We start from the raw sequence: 13938 nt of genomic DNA, 5'->3' as shown, positions 1-13938 counted from the left end.
GAGATGGAGGTCGTCCGCGACAAGGCGGACAACTGCATCATCGTCTGCTCCATCGAGAACGTGGACCCCATGGGCGTCCACACCGGCGACTCCATCACCGTGGCCCCGGCCCTGACCCTGACTGACAAGGAATATCAGCGCATGCGCGCGGCCTCCATCGCCGTGCTGCGCGAGATCGGGGTGGAGACGGGCGGCTCCAATGTGCAGTTCGCGGTCAATCCCGCCGACGGGCGCATGGTGGTCATCGAGATGAACCCGCGGGTGTCGCGGTCCTCGGCCCTGGCCTCCAAGGCCACCGGCTTCCCCATCGCCAAGGTCGCCGCCCGTCTGGCGGTGGGCTACACGCTCGACGAGCTGATGAACGACATCACCGGCGCCACCCCGGCGTCGTTCGAGCCGTCCATCGACTATGTGGTCACCAAGATCCCCCGCTTCGCCTTCGAGAAGTATCCGGGGTCCGAGCCCCTGCTCTCCACCTCCATGAAGTCGGTGGGCGAGGTCATGGCCATCGGCCGCACCTTCGCCGAAAGCCTGCAGAAGGCGCTGCGCGGCCTGGAGACCGGTCTCACCGGTCTGAACGAAGTGGCGATCGAGAACGCCGAGGATCCCGAGACCGGCCGGGCGGCCATCGTCCGGGCCCTGGGCCAGCCGACCCCCGACCGCCTGCGGGTCATCGCCCAGGCCTTCCGTCACGGCCTGACCGTGGAAGAGGTCCAGGCCGCCTGCGCCTATGAGCCCTGGTTCCTGCGCCAGCTGGAGCATCTGGTGAAGGAAGAGGCCCGTATCGCCGCCGCCGGCCTGCCCGGCACGGCCGAGGCCTTCCGGGCCCTGAAGGCCCAGGGCTTCTCCGATGCCCGCCTCGCCCAGCTAACCCACACCACCGAGGCTGAGGTCCGCGAGCAGCGCCGCGGCCTGGGGGTGCGGCCGGTGTTCAAGCGCATCGACACCTGCGCCGGCGAGTTCCGGGCCGAGACGCCCTACATGTACTCGACCTATGAGACCGGCGCCCTGGGCCAGGTCCCCGAGTGCGAGAGCGATCCTTCCGAAGCCCGCAAGGCCATCATCCTTGGCGGCGGCCCCAACCGCATCGGCCAGGGAATCGAGTTCGACTACTGCTGCTGCCACGCCGCCTTCGCCCTGGCCGACATCGGGGTGGAGTCGATCATGGTCAACTGCAACCCCGAGACGGTCTCCACCGACTACGACACCTCTGACCGCCTCTATTTCGAGCCCCTGACCGCCGAGGACGTGTTGGAGCTGATCGAGGTGGAGCGGGCCCGCGGGACCCTGCTGGGCGTCATCGTCCAGTTCGGCGGCCAGACGCCCCTGAAGCTCGCCAAGCCCCTGGAGGATGCGGGCATCCCGATCCTGGGCACCACGCCCGACGCCATCGATCTGGCCGAGGACCGCGAGCGCTTCCAGCAACTGCTGCACCGCCTGAAGATCGCCCAACCAGTCAACGCCATCGCCCGCTCCGACGAGGAGGCCTTCAAGGCCGCCCACCAGGTGGGCTACCCGGTGGTGATCCGTCCGTCCTATGTGCTGGGCGGCCGCGCCATGGAGATCGTCCGCGACGACGAACAGCTGGCCCGCTACGTCCGGGACGCCGTGCAGGTCTCCGGCGACAGCCCGGTGCTGATCGACCAGTACCTGTCGCGGGCCACCGAGGTGGACATCGACGCCCTCTGCGACGGCGATGAGGTGTTCGTGGCCGGGGTCATGGAGCATATCGAGGAGGCCGGCGTCCATTCGGGCGACAGCGCCTGCTCCCTGCCGCCCTTCTCGCTCAAGCCCGACACCATCGCCGAGCTGAAGCGCCAGACCGAGGCCATGGCCCGGGCCCTGGACGTGCGCGGCCTGATGAACGTGCAGTTCGCCATCGAGGAGCCGCAGAGCGCCGCCCCGCGCATCTATGTGCTGGAGGTCAATCCTCGCGCCAGCCGCACCGTGCCCTTCGTGGCCAAGACCATCGGCCGACCGCTGGCCTCCATCGCCGCCAAGGTGATGGCCGGGCGCAAGCTGGCCGAGTTCGATCTGGCCGAGGCCCCCTACGACCATGTGGCGGTGAAGGAAGCCGTCTTCCCCTTCGCGCGCTTCGCCGGGGTGGACACGGTGCTGGGTCCGGAAATGCGCTCCACCGGCGAGGTCATGGGCCTGGACTGGCGGCGGGAGGGCGAGGCCGACGCCTCGGCCGCCTTCGCCCGGGCCTTCGCCAAGAGCCAGCTGGGCGGCGGAACCAACCTGCCTACGGGCGGGTGCGTCTTCGTCTCGGTCAAGGACAGCGACAAGCCGTGGATTCTGGAGGCGGTGCGCCTCCTGGTGGGCGAGGGCTTCAATATCCTGGCCACCTCGGGCACCAGCGCCTTCCTGGCGGAGAACGGCCTGCCCGTTCAGACGGTGAAGAAGGTGCTGGAGGGCCGGCCCCACATCGTCGACGCCATGAAGAACGGCGAGGTTCAGCTGGTCTTCAACACCACCGAGGGCAAGCAGTCCCTGTCGGACTCCTTCGAGATCCGCCGGACGGCGCTGATGATGAAGACGCCTTACTTCACCACCGCGGCCGGCGCCTTGGCCGCCGCACAGGCCATCGCCGCCACCGCCAAGGGCGCCCTGGACGTCCGCCCCCTGCAGAGTTACGCCCGCGAGCCCGCCTGAGACTATTTTTGTCAGATGCGTCAGAATTTTGCTTGAGATTTCGTCGCATCTGACAAAACCATGTTCGGATAAAGTTGACGTGCGCCCAAGTCGGGCGCAGGCTCCCTTCTGTCGCCTGATTTGACCCAGGCACGGGCGCTTACGGGCGGCCCAGTTCAGTTTCGCGGTCGCCCGCACAGCAGCGTCTTCCCGTGACGCCTGTCTCAAGTCTGGCGTCGGACCCAGCCACAGAGCTGAGGCCCGTCACCTTAGAGACTGTAGGGAGCACGCCATGCACGCTGATGATGGTCACGACCACCCCCCCGTCCGCCGTAATCGGCACCTGCTGCACAAGCTTGAGGGCGCGACTGATCTCATGATCATCGCCCTGATCGTTCTGCTCGGCGGCGCCATGCTGTTCGGACTTCTCACCGCCGGGGGCAGCCCGGCCTATATGCGCTAGCCCAAAGGGCTGGCGTCGGAAACGCCAGGTCGCCGCGGCCAGATCGCCGCCGGCCTGGACGCCCACCCCACGCCTTATGCGGGGCGCCTCGGCGCTTCCCTCCGTCTCGCGGCTGAGCTAGGCCGTGAGTGAAGCGCGATCAGACGCTGATGAGGAGGATGCGATGGGACGGGTATCGGGCAAGGTCGCCCTGGTGACGGGCGCGGCCAGCGGCATCGGTCGGGCCTGTGCTGAACGGCTGGCCGCCGAGGGCGCCACCGTCATTCTAACCGATCTTCAGGACGAAGCCGGCGCCGCCGTCGTCGAGGCCATAGGCGCGGCCTCCGGCTCGGCCCGCTACCTGCATCAGGACGTCACCGACGAGGCGGGCTGGGCGCAGGTGATCGCCTCCATCGCCGCCCAGGAGGGCCGCCTCGACATCCTGGTCAACAATGCCGGCATCGGCCTGGGGGGCTCGGTCATCGAGATGAGCCTGGCCGACTTCCGCCGACAGATGGCGGTGAATGTGGAGGGCGTCTTCCTGGGGGTGAAGCACGCCATCCCCCTGATGCGGAAGAGCGGGGACGGCGGCTCCATCATCAACATGTCCTCTGTCGCCGGCCTCAAGGGCGCAGCCTCCCTGGCGGGCTATTGCGCCAGCAAGGGGGCGGTGCGGCTGTTCACCAAGGCGGTGGCCCTGGAATGCGCCGCGGCCCAGGACAGGATTCGCGTGAACTCGGTCCATCCGGGGATCATCGAGACCCCCATCTGGGACACCATCATCGGCACGGGCGGTCCCGGCGCTAACGCCGGCCCGCAGCGGGCGGCGACCCTCGACGCCATGGCCAACGTGGCCGCGGCCCTGGGCCACAAGGGCCAGCCCGGCGACATCGCCGACGGGGTGCTGTGGCTGGCCAGCGAGGAGTCGCGCTACGTCACGGGCGCCGAACTGGTCATCGACGGCGGGCTCACCCTCCGCTAAGCCACCGCCATGACCGCGACCATCCATGTGATCTTCGGCCCCCAGGGCGCCGGCAAGTCCACCTATGCCCGTGACCTGGCCCGCCGCCTGCCGGCGGTGGGCTTCGCCATCGACGACTGGATGGGGCGGCTGTTCGGCCCCGACATGCCCGAGCCCCTGGAATTCGACTGGATGATGGAGCGGGTGGAGCGGTGCGAGGCCCAGATCTGGTCCACCGCCGCGGCCGTCCTGGCCACCGGCGGGTCGGTGATCCTCGATCTCGGCCTCATGCGGCGCAGCGACCGCCAGCGGGTGGCCGACATCGCCGCGGCGGTGGAGATCCCGGTGCAGTTCCACTTCGTCGACGCCCCCGTTGAGGTGCGGCGCGAACGCGTGCTGGGCCGCGAGGAGGTCGCCGGCGAAGGCTTCCGGCTGCTGGTCACCCCGGAAATGTTCCACTTCACCGAAAAGGCCTATGAGGCGCCGGACGAGGTGGAACTGCGCGGCTGCGTGATCAGCACCAGCGCCTGAGGCGGAACTCCGCGGGCGGCGGCCCGTTGTGGCGCCGGTCGGGGGCGATTGCGCCCGCCCCTTGCCTTTCGCAGCGCACACTCATATCGTTTCAGCCCCCGGACGTTGGCGCCCGCGGCCGGAGAATCTTTCAGGCGCACTACCCGAGTCCTCACCCGCCATGGAAAAAGTCCCGATGACCGCCGGGGGCTATCAGGCTCTCGACGACGAACTGAAGCGTTTGAAGACCGTCGAGCGGCCCTCCGTGATCGCTGCGATCTCCGAGGCGCGCGAGCACGGCGATCTCTCCGAGAACGCGGAGTATCACGCCGCCAAGGAGCGCCAAGGCTGGATCGAAGGCCAGATCGCCGAGATCGAGGACAAGCTGGCGCGCGCCCAGGTCATCGACGTGTCCAAGCTGTCGGGAACCCAGGTGAAGTTCGGCGCCACCGTCTCCCTGGTGGACGAGGACACCGAGGACGAGGCCCGCTATCAGATCGTCGGCGAGCACGAGGCCGACGTGAAGGGCGGCCGCATCTCCATCTCTTCCCCTATCGCCCGCGCCATCATCGGCAAGGAGGTGGGCGACGTGGTCGAGGTGAACACCCCTGGCGGCGTCAAGTCGTATGAGATCCTCAAGGTGGAGTGGGTCTGAGCCTTCGCCACCGCCTCGCCCCATTGATCGTCCATGATCCTGAACGGCGGCGCCTTGCCGCCGGGCGAGCAGTCCACTGATGGCGCAAGACACTTCCCCGCCCCGCGTCTGGGTCGTTTCGGACGGACGCGCCGGAATTGAGAACCAGGGCCTGGGCCTGGCCGAGGCCCTGGGCCGTCTGCGCCCGATCTCGCTGAGCGTCAAACGCATCACCTGGCGCGGCCGCCTGGGTCGACTGCCCTGGTGGCTGCAGCCTGCGCCCCTGTCGGCCCTGGCGCCTGGCCATGGGCTCGTGCCGCCCTGGCCCGACATCTGGATCGCCGCCGGGCGCGCCACCCTGCCCTTTTCCCTGCGCATGCGCCGATGGAGCAAGGGCGAGACCCTGGTGGTGCAGCTCCAGGATCCCCGCGCCCCGCCGCAGGCCTTCGACCTGATCATTCCCCCCAAGCATGACCGGCTGAGCGGCGACAATGTGCTGCCCATCATGGGCTCGCCCCATCGCGTGACCGCCCAGCGCCTGGCCGAGGAGCAGGCGCGCTTCGCCGACCAGCTCGACCCCCTGCCCCGGCCGAGGGTCGCGGTGCTCATCGGGGGGAAGTCCAAGGCCTTCAACCTGTCGCCGGAAGCCGCCGCCGCCATGGCCCACGACATCGAGGCGGCCGTCGCCCAGGAGGGCGGCTCGGTCATGGTGACCTTTTCCCGTCGGACGCCACAGGACGCCAAGGCGCTGCTGTCGGCCCGCCTGCGACATCTGCCCGGCGTCATCTGGGACGGGGCCGGACCCAATCCCTATTTCGCCTTCCTGGGGGCGGCCGACTTCATTCTGGCCACCGAGGACAGCACCAACATGACCACTGAGGCGGCCTCCACCGGCAAGCCGGTCTTCATCCTCAAGATGGAGGGCGAAAGCCTCAAGTTCCGGCTCTATCACGAGGAGCTGGAACGCCTTGGGGCGGCCAGGCCCTTCGGCGGCGCCTTCCACAGCTGGACCTACGAGCCGCTGCAGGAGACCGATCGCGCCGCCGCAGAGGTGCTGCGCCGGTTCGACGCCCGGCGGGCGGGCGCCCTCGCCAAGGCCTGATCGCTGCGCCTGACCGCTCGATCCGGGCGCGGCGTCTGGACTTAAGGGCCGGCGCGCGATACCCGCCCGGTTCCAGCCCGCAAGAGGTGCGCCTTGAGCCAGACCACCCTGACCGCCTTCCTGTCCCAGGCCGCCGAGCCCGGCCTCGCCGCCCTCATTGAGGCCCTGGCCCGGGGATGTGTGGAGATCAGCGGCCACGTCCGGCAAGGCGCCGTGGGCCAGGCCATGGGCGCGCTGGATCAGCAGAACGTCCAGGGCGAGGTGCAGCAGAAGCTCGACGTGCTGTCCAACGACATCCTGCTGCGGGTCTGCGCCGAGGCGCCAGCCCTGGCGGCCATGGCCTCGGAGGAGATGGACTCCATCCATCCGGTCCGCCCCGTCCCGGCCGAGGGCGGCCTGCTGGTGCTGTTCGACCCCCTGGACGGGTCCAGCAACATCGCGGTGAACGTCTCCATCGGCACCATCTTCTCGGTCCTGCCCTGCCCCGCCGATAGTCCGGGGCGCGAGCCGGTGGAAGCCGACTTCCTGCAGGCCGGCCGCAACCAGCTGGCCGCAGGCTACGTGGTCTATGGCCCCCAGACCCAGATGATCCTGACGCTCGGCCAGGGCGTGGCGGCCTTCACCCTTGATCCGGAGTCCGGCGACTGGGTCCAGACCGGCCAGGGCCTGGCCATCAAGCCCGAGACCAAGGAGTTCGCCATCAACGCGGCCAATATGCGCCATTGGGCCGCGCCCGTGCGCCGCTATGTGGACGAGTGTCTGGCCGGCGTCGAAGGCCCCCGCGGCAAGGACTTCAACATGCGCTGGGTGGGCTCCATGGTGGCAGACGTCCACCGGCTGATCAGCCGCGGCGGGGTCTTCATGTATCCCTGGGACCAGCGCGAGCCGGATCGTCCGGGCAAGCTGCGCCTGATGTACGAGGCCAACCCCATGGGCTTCATCGTCGAACAGGCCGGGGGCGCAGCCTTCGACGGCGCCGGCGACACCCTGGACCGCCAGCCCCGCGGTCTCCACGAGCGGGCCTCGGTGATGATGGGCTCGCGCGCCGAGATCGAACGCCTGCGGGACTACCATCAGGCCTGATCGGCCCGGAGATTACGGTTAATGATCGGTTAGCCGATGCTCCCTAGCCTTTCGCAAGGAAGGCTGACCGGAGCCCCTTGCTTGTCCACCGCCCCCCTCGCCGCCGAGCTGAAGGACCTGCTGGCGCCTGACCTGCTGGCGGAGGCCTGCGACACCCTGAGCGATCTTGTGCGCGCCTGCGGCGCCCGCGGCGACGGCGATCTGGACGCCCTGGTGAGCGATCTCGCCGCCCGGGATCGGCCGGCCCTCGGCAAGGTCTATGACGCCATGCGCGAGACCGTGGTCTTCCGCCAGATCATCACCGCCCCGGAACTGCTGGACGCCGCCAAGCGCATGACCGGCGCGAAGCGCCTGCACAGCCCGTTCCAGCACGCCGTCTTCCGCATGGACCTGGCCGGCGAACCCTGGCGGGGTTTCGACTGGCATCAGGACTATCCCTACAACATGCTGTGCGACCGCTCGGTCACCGCCTGGATTCCCCTCACCGCCTCGGGGGCCGGCAACGGCGGGATCGACGTGGTCGAGACGACCGCGGCGCAGATCTATCCCGTGGATATCCGCTTCAAGCGCGACGGGGCCGGGCGCCGATTGGGGGGCCGGGACGCCTTTATCGTCGCCGACCATCACGAGGCCTTCGAGGCCCGGGTCCGCAAGCCAGAGCTTCGCCCCGGCGACGTTCTCCTGTTCCACAACAGCGTCCCCCACCGGTCGGGCTACAATCCCGGCCCCCGGCACCGCTATTCCATCCAGGTCCGCTTCGGCGACCTGCTGGCCCTCGAAATGGTGGCGCGGGGCTGGCGCCACCGCCATGCCGACGGGTTCGAAGCCTTCGCCGCCGCCCGGCCCGAACTGATCGCATCTGAGGAAACCGAATGATTCCCGCCGACGAGACCCTGCGCGGCCTTTTGAAGGCGCATCTGGATGATCATGACCTGATCGCCAACCTGGCCTCCTTCGGCCGGCGCATGCACTTCATGAAGGCCTTCGCCCACTACGAGGTGTTCAAGCTCGTCGAGGACCTGCCGGGGGATATCGTCGAGTGCGGGGTCTATAAGGGGGCGTCCCTGCTCACCTTCGCCCGCTTCCTGGAGACCTTCTGCCCCGGCGACCGCACCCGCAAGGTGCTGGGCTTCGACCACTTCAAGGGACTGGCCGACCGGTCGGACAAGGATGGCCTGGACGCCCGGGTGGGCAACACCGCCGAGGGCTGGAACCCGGCCCAGTTCCGCGACACCCTGTTCGCCCTTGTGGACGCCTTCAACGCCGACTCCTTCGTGCCTCAGCGGCCGCGGGTGGAATTGGTCGACGGGGACGTGCGCCAGACGGCCCATGCCTATGTGGCCGAGCATCCGGGCCTGCGCATCGCCCTTCTGCACCTGGACATGGACCTCTATGAGCCGACCCTGGAGGCGCTCAGGGCGTTCTGGCCAAGGATTCTCACCGGGGGCGTCGTGCTGCTGGACGAATACGCCATCCGCGAATGGCCCGGCGAGAGCGAGGCCCTGGAGGAATTCTTCGACGGCAAGCCCCCGCGGATCGAGAAGTTCGGCTGGGCGTCTGCGCCGGGCGGCTTCTTCGTCAAGGAATAGGACGCGGGACCTCTGAGCGGCCGCTATCCTGCGGGAAAGGAGCCGCTCTTGATTCTCGCCGTTCTCCAGGCCCGCCTGACCTCCACCCGCCTGCCCGGCAAGGTGCTGCTGCCCCTGGCCGGCGCGCCGATGATCCTGCGCCAGATCGAGCGGGTCAGGCGCGCCCGGCGTATCGACGCCCTGCTGGTGGCCACCAGCGTCGAGCCCAGCGACGATCCTCTGGCTGAACGCCTGCAAGCCGAAGGGGTGGAGGTGCGGCGCGGCCCCCTGGAGGACGTCCTGGCCCGCTTCGCCGGCGCCGTCTCCGGCCGCCCTGCCCACCATGTGGTGCGCCTGACCGGGGACTGCCCCTTGAGCGACCCCGCAATCATCGACGCCACCATCGCCCATCACCTGGCGCAGGACGCCGACTACACCCACAATCGCTATGACCCCCATGGCTGGCCCAAGGGTCAGGACGTCGAGGTGATCCGCACCGCCGCCCTGCTGCGCAGCGCCGCCGAGGCGACCAGCCCCCTGGCGCGCGAGCACGTCACCTGGGACATCCGCAACCGCCCCGACCTCTACCGGGTGGCCCGGCTCGACCCGCCCCTAGACGAGGGCCAGGTGCGCTGGACGGTCGACACGCCGGAGGATTTCGCCTTCGTCTCAGCCGTCTTCGAGACCCTCTATCCCGTCGATCCAGCCTTCAGCTCCGACGCCGTGCGGGATTTCGTGCGAGGGCGCCCTGATCTCGCCATGCTTGGGGGCGAGCGACGGATATGAGCCCGCGAGTCCTTTTCGTGCTGAACGCCGGGCCCCAGGTGGGGGGCGGCCATGTGATGCGCAGCCTGACCCTGGCCGCCGCCCTAACCGAGCGGGGGGCGGAGTGCCTGTTCCTGGCCGATCCGGCCATCGAGACCCTGCTGGAGAGCTTCGCCCCGGACCTGAACCGGCGCCCCGTGGGCGATCTCTCGCCCGAGACCCTGGCGGCGGCGGCCGAGGCCATGGCGTTCGAGGCGGTGGTCTTCGATCACTACGGCCTCTCCAAGGCCCATCAGGAGGCCATCGCCGACGGGCGTCCGACCCTGGTGATCGATGACCTGGCCGACCGCCCCCTGGCCGCCGACCTGGTGCTGGATTCAGGCCCCGCCCGCATCGAGGCCGACTATGCCGGCCTGGCGGGCCGCGCGCGCCTGTTGCTCGGCCCGCGCTACGCCCCGGTGCGACCCGCCTTTGCGGCGGTGCGCAACTACGCCCTCTCCAGACGGGCGCGGGAGCCGCGGCGGGTGCTGGTGTCCCTGGGCCTGACCGACCTCAACGGGATCACCGGCAAGGTGGTGGAGCGCCTGCGTCGCCGGTTCGGAGAGGCCGAGCTGGACGTGGTCATTGGCGCCGGCGCCGCGAGCCGCCGCGGACTGGAGCGGATCGCCGCCCATGACCCGCGCCTGGCCCTGCACATCGACAGCCTGGACATGGCCGAACTGTCGGCCCGCGCCGATCTGGCCGTGGGGGCCGCGGGCTCGTCCATGTGGGAGCGCTGCGTCCTGGCCCTGCCCAGCGTGGTCATCGTCCTGGCCGACAACCAGCGCCCGGCCGCCGAGGCCCTGGCCAAGGCCGGCGCAGTCCTGGCGGTGGACGGCGCTGCGGCGACCTTCGAGGCCGACCTGGACCGCGCCGTCACGCGGCTGTTCGTCGACGAGTCCCTGCGCCACCAGCTGGCCGAGCGAAGCGCCGAGCTCTGCGACGGCCAGGGCGCCGCGCGCACGGCCGACGCCTTCTGGCCCCTGCTCGTCCAGGCCGCGACCGTTTGACGCGTTCGCCTTAACCGAGTTTTTCGACCTCTCCCCCATGCTGAGGCTTCACGCATGCGGTCGGGGAGGCCAGGGCATGAGCAGGGTTCGTATCATCGGCGCCGGCCTCACTGGGATTCTGGCCGCCTTTGAGGCCCATCGCCTGGGCGCCACGGCCATCACCATCGAGGACGCGCTCGATCGTCCGGGCGGCTGGAGCCTGCCGCGCAGCCGCCAGGGCCTGGAGCTGCGCGACGGGGAGTTCCTATTCGGCGCCGGCGCCGACCCCATCCGCTCGGCCCTGGAATGGCGGGGCCTGGCCTTTGACGAGGTCGATCTGCATGAGGGCGCGCTGAGCCCCGCCCATGACGGCGCCGCGCCCAGCTGGGGGCACGGCCCGCTCTTCACGGGCCCGGCGCCGTCGACCCAGCCCACGACGCCGCCGGAAACCCTGGCCGACATCCTCCGCCCCTTCCCCCGCTCGGCAGCCGACAGCCTGGCCCGTCACTGCGAGTGGCGCCTGGGGGTCTGGATCGACGAAATCCACGCCGGGGCGGCCCCCGCCCTGGGCCTCACGGAGGTGCGCTTCATCGAAAGCGGCCAGCCGGCGCCTGAAGACAGGCCGCGCCGCGCCGCCGCGCCCCGCAACGGCCTGGCCGGCCTCTTCGCCGAAGCCGGCGCCGGTCTCGCCCGTCTGGGCGTCGCCATCAGCTTCCACACCCTGGTCTCCCCGCGGGAGGCGGCCCTCTCCCGCCAGGGGGACGACGTGGTGGTCTGGGCGGCCGACCCGCTGGCTCTTTTCGACCTGGCCGCCCTGCCCCGGCCCCGACGCATCGGCGAGCGGGTGGCGGCCTATGTCTTCCGGGCCAAGCTCGACGCCCCCCTGCCCCTGACGGTGCGCAACTATACGGGCGAAGGGGTGATCAGCACCCTGCGGGCCTATGAGTTCCGCGGCGCCAGCCTGGTGGCTCTGGAATGCGTGGCCGAGGCCAGCGACGCCGACCTGCGACGCGAGGCCCAGCGTCTGGCCGCGCCCTTCACCCACCGCACCCTGGAGCTTGGAGAGTGCCTGTCGGCCAATCTGCGCACCCGGTTCAGCTGCCCCTCGGTGGAGGCGGTGCGCCGCCTCGATCAGCTTCGCGACCACCTCGACCGCACCCATGAGGGCCGCTTCGTGGTGGCCGGATGGGAGTCTGCCGACGCTGCGGCTCGGATCGCTGAAATGTCCGCCCGCCTGGCGACCGCCCTGGGCGGCGCCTCCGCCAGCCGCCGGGTGGCCTGATGGCTGGCCCTCAGGTCCGGCTGAGGGATGTGACAGGCGCTGATCGCGACCGGCTGAGGATCTGGCGCAACCAGCCGGAGGTGGCGCGCTGGATGTACTCCGACGACGAAATCAGTCCCGAGGCCCACGCCCGCTGGTTTGAGAGCGCCCTGGTCGATCCCGCCCGCCGCTACTGGATCATCGAGCTTGAGGGCGAGCCCGTGGGGCTGGCCAATCTGGCCGACATCTCTCCGGTCCATCGCAAGTGCGCCTGGGCCTACTACCTCGCCTCCCCGGCGGTGCGGGGTAAGGGCGTCGGCGCCTTCGTCGAATTCTGGGTGATCGAGCACGTCTTCGGCGTCATGGGCCTCAACAAACTGTGCTGCGAGGTTCTGGCCGAGAACGAGGCGGTGTGGAAACTGCACCAGTCCTTCGGCTTCGTCCGCGAAGCCCTGTTTCGCCATCACGTGTGGAAGGGCGGCGAGCCGCAGGACGTGGTGGGGCTGGGCCTGCTGGCCGCCGACTGGGCCAAGGCGCGGCCGCAGAGCGCCGCGCGGCTGCGCGACAAGGGCTACGACATCCCCGCTTGAAGCCTCAGGCCGGCGCGCCGGAGACCATGTCCCAGGCGAGCGGCTCCCCGCGGGACAGGTCGCGCCGGGCGACGCGGCCAAGCACCGTCTCGAGATGCTCAGGCGCCAGACCGAGCCCCGGACGCACCGAGCGGACGTTCTGCCGGCTGATCACCTCGCCCGCCTTCACATCGGCGGTCACATAGAGGGATCGGCGGAACTGGATATTGCCCTGCTCTGAGCCCAGCAGGTCGTAGTGGGGCCGTCCCAGGGCGGTCCAGGCGGCGCGCACATCGTCCACCAGCGTCTTGAACTCCGCCGGCTCCAGGGAAAAGGCTGCATCCGGTCCGCCGTCGGCCCGGGCCAGGGTGAAGTGCTTCTCGATCACGCAGGCGCCGAGCGCCACCGCCGCGACCGACGCCGCCGTTCCCGGTGTGTGATCCGACAGGCCCACCGGGCAGTCGAAGCGGGCCATCATGTCGGGAACGGTACGGACATTGGCGTCCGACAGCGCCGCCGGATAGCTGGAGACGCAGTGCAGCAGGACCACGCCCGCGGCGCCGGCGCCCAGGGCCGCGTCCCGCGCGGCGGTCATCTCGGCCAGATTGGCCATGCCGGTGGAGATGATCAGCGGTCGCCCCCGAGCCGCGGCGTAGCGGATCAGCGGCAGGTCGACGGCCTCGAAGGAGGCGATCTTGTAGGCGGGCGCATCGAGGCTCGCCAGCAGGTCCACCGCAGTCTCGTCGAAGGGCGAGGAAAAGAGGATCACGCCCCGTTGGCGCGCCCGGGCGAACAGGGCCTCATGCCACTCATAAGGGGTCTGGGCCTCACGATAGAGCTCGTGCAGGGTGCGGCCGTCCCACAGGCCGCCCTGAATGCGAAACTCCGGCCGGTCCACGTCCAGGGTGATGGTGTCGGCGGTGTAGGTCTGGATCTTGATGGCGTCGCAGCCAGTCTCGGCGGCGGCGTCGATCATCTCCAGGGCCCGTCCAAGATCGCCGTTGTGGTTGCCCGACAGCTCGCAGATGACGAACGGCGGGTGGTCGGGACCGACGGGCCGGCCGGCGATCTCGATGCTGCGGGGCGGGACAGGCGATGCGGACACGGGCGAAGAGGCCTCCCTTGGCCCCTTGAGCCTAACCTCCACCCGCCAAGAGGTCGTTAACCCGCCGGGGGCTTTCCGCGGCTGGCCTTGGCCACGCCGATCACCGCGCCCAGACCCAGGCCGAAGGCGACGCCCAGGGCCACGCTGCCCAGGGCCGCGCCCGCGCCGGCGCCCAGGGCGACGCCCGCGGCCACCCAGGGGCCGGTGGTCCGCAAGCTGCGACGACTGGCCGTGCCCGGCGGCGTCAGGGGGTCCGGCGGCGGATCAGCGGGGGAC

At 70.0% G+C, this 13938-nt stretch carries 15 protein-coding genes; 13 read left to right on the top strand and 2 right to left on the bottom strand.

Going from position 1 to position 13938, the window contains the following annotated elements; genetic code table 11:
* From carB to pseH, 13 genes are all read left to right on the top strand, one after another.
* On the top strand, nt 1-2655 hold a 2655-nt coding region (carB, locus tag V7D28_RS09430), incomplete at its 5' end, for a carbamoyl-phosphate synthase large subunit (protein ID WP_333587129.1).
* A gap of 271 nt (nt 2656-2926) precedes the next feature.
* Complete coding sequence (locus V7D28_RS09425) at nt 2927-3097, top strand: hypothetical protein (RefSeq protein WP_333587128.1); 171 nt, start codon at nt 2927-2929, stop codon at nt 3095-3097.
* A gap of 163 nt (nt 3098-3260) precedes the next feature.
* Complete coding sequence (locus V7D28_RS09420) at nt 3261-4058, top strand: glucose 1-dehydrogenase (RefSeq protein WP_333587127.1); 798 nt, start codon at nt 3261-3263, stop codon at nt 4056-4058.
* A 9-nt stretch (nt 4059-4067) separates the two neighbouring features.
* Nucleotides 4068-4568 (top strand): AAA family ATPase, encoded by a 501-nt coding sequence (locus V7D28_RS09415; protein WP_333587126.1) that lies wholly within the window; start codon nt 4068-4070, stop codon nt 4566-4568.
* Nucleotides 4569-4728: 160 nt separating this feature from the next.
* A complete protein-coding gene (greA, locus tag V7D28_RS09410) occupies nt 4729-5202 on the top strand; it encodes a transcription elongation factor GreA (RefSeq protein ID WP_333587125.1) in 474 nt (157 codons plus the stop codon).
* A 79-nt stretch (nt 5203-5281) separates the two neighbouring features.
* Nucleotides 5282-6283 (top strand): mitochondrial fission ELM1 family protein, encoded by a 1002-nt coding sequence (locus V7D28_RS09405; RefSeq protein ID WP_333587124.1) that lies wholly within the window; start codon nt 5282-5284, stop codon nt 6281-6283.
* Nucleotides 6284-6376: 93 nt separating this feature from the next.
* Complete coding sequence (locus tag V7D28_RS09400) at nt 6377-7366, top strand: class 1 fructose-bisphosphatase (protein WP_333587123.1); 990 nt, start codon at nt 6377-6379, stop codon at nt 7364-7366.
* Between the two features lie 81 nt (nt 7367-7447).
* Nucleotides 7448-8242, top strand: a complete 795-nt coding sequence (locus V7D28_RS09395; protein ID WP_333587122.1) for a phytanoyl-CoA dioxygenase family protein — start codon at nt 7448-7450, stop codon at nt 8240-8242.
* Nucleotides 8239-8955, top strand: coding sequence for a TylF/MycF/NovP-related O-methyltransferase (locus V7D28_RS09390; protein WP_333587121.1), 717 nt, complete (start codon nt 8239-8241; stop codon nt 8953-8955). The genes V7D28_RS09395 and V7D28_RS09390 overlap by 4 nt, the downstream gene beginning before the upstream one ends.
* A gap of 48 nt (nt 8956-9003) precedes the next feature.
* Complete coding sequence (locus V7D28_RS09385; protein ID WP_333587120.1) at nt 9004-9720, top strand: glycosyltransferase family protein; 717 nt, start codon at nt 9004-9006, stop codon at nt 9718-9720.
* Entirely contained in the window at nt 9717-10748 is a 1032-nt protein-coding gene (gene pseG, locus V7D28_RS09380; protein ID WP_333587119.1) for a UDP-2,4-diacetamido-2,4,6-trideoxy-beta-L-altropyranose hydrolase, read from the top strand. Before V7D28_RS09385 ends, pseG begins: the two co-directional genes overlap by 4 nt.
* Before the next feature lie 76 nt (nt 10749-10824).
* Nucleotides 10825-12009, top strand: coding sequence for an NAD(P)-binding protein (locus V7D28_RS09375; protein WP_333587118.1), 1185 nt, complete (start codon nt 10825-10827; stop codon nt 12007-12009).
* Nucleotides 12009-12578: a UDP-4-amino-4,6-dideoxy-N-acetyl-beta-L-altrosamine N-acetyltransferase gene (gene pseH, locus V7D28_RS09370; RefSeq protein ID WP_333587117.1), complete on the top strand. Its 570-nt coding sequence runs from the start codon at nt 12009-12011 to the stop codon at nt 12576-12578. The genes V7D28_RS09375 and pseH overlap by 1 nt, the downstream gene beginning before the upstream one ends.
* Nucleotides 12579-12582: 4 nt before the next feature.
* Here the strand turns inward: pseH and pseI are convergent, their stop codons facing one another.
* Entirely contained in the window at nt 12583-13662 is a 1080-nt protein-coding gene (gene pseI, locus V7D28_RS09365; RefSeq protein WP_442957917.1) for a pseudaminic acid synthase, read from the bottom strand.
* Between the two features lie 56 nt (nt 13663-13718).
* Nucleotides 13719-13938 (bottom strand): hypothetical protein (locus V7D28_RS09360; protein WP_333587115.1); only part of this gene is annotated, 220 nt, incomplete at its 5' end.

The organism is Phenylobacterium sp. (assembly GCF_036723115.1).
GTDB lineage: Bacteria > Pseudomonadota > Alphaproteobacteria > Caulobacterales > Caulobacteraceae > Phenylobacterium.
The sequence above is the reverse complement of the archived record's forward strand: the minus strand, read 5'-3'. Positions and strand labels throughout refer to the sequence as shown.

Coding starts and splice junctions, on each gene's coding strand:
- V7D28_RS09415 (WP_333587126.1), top strand. CDS start 4,068: ATGACCGCGACCATCCATGTGATCTTCGGCCCCCAGGGCGCCGGCAAG.
- V7D28_RS09375 (WP_333587118.1), top strand. CDS start 10,825: ATGAGCAGGGTTCGTATCATCGGCGCCGGCCTCACTGGGATTCTGGCC.
- V7D28_RS09405 (WP_333587124.1), top strand. CDS start 5,282: ATGGCGCAAGACACTTCCCCGCCCCGCGTCTGGGTCGTTTCGGACGGA.
- V7D28_RS09390 (WP_333587121.1), top strand. CDS start 8,239: ATGATTCCCGCCGACGAGACCCTGCGCGGCCTTTTGAAGGCGCATCTG.
- greA (WP_333587125.1), top strand. CDS start 4,729: ATGGAAAAAGTCCCGATGACCGCCGGGGGCTATCAGGCTCTCGACGAC.
- pseH (WP_333587117.1), top strand. CDS start 12,009: ATGGCTGGCCCTCAGGTCCGGCTGAGGGATGTGACAGGCGCTGATCGC.
- pseG (WP_333587119.1), top strand. CDS start 9,717: ATGAGCCCGCGAGTCCTTTTCGTGCTGAACGCCGGGCCCCAGGTGGGG.
- V7D28_RS09425 (WP_333587128.1), top strand. CDS start 2,927: ATGCACGCTGATGATGGTCACGACCACCCCCCCGTCCGCCGTAATCGG.
- V7D28_RS09420 (WP_333587127.1), top strand. CDS start 3,261: ATGGGACGGGTATCGGGCAAGGTCGCCCTGGTGACGGGCGCGGCCAGC.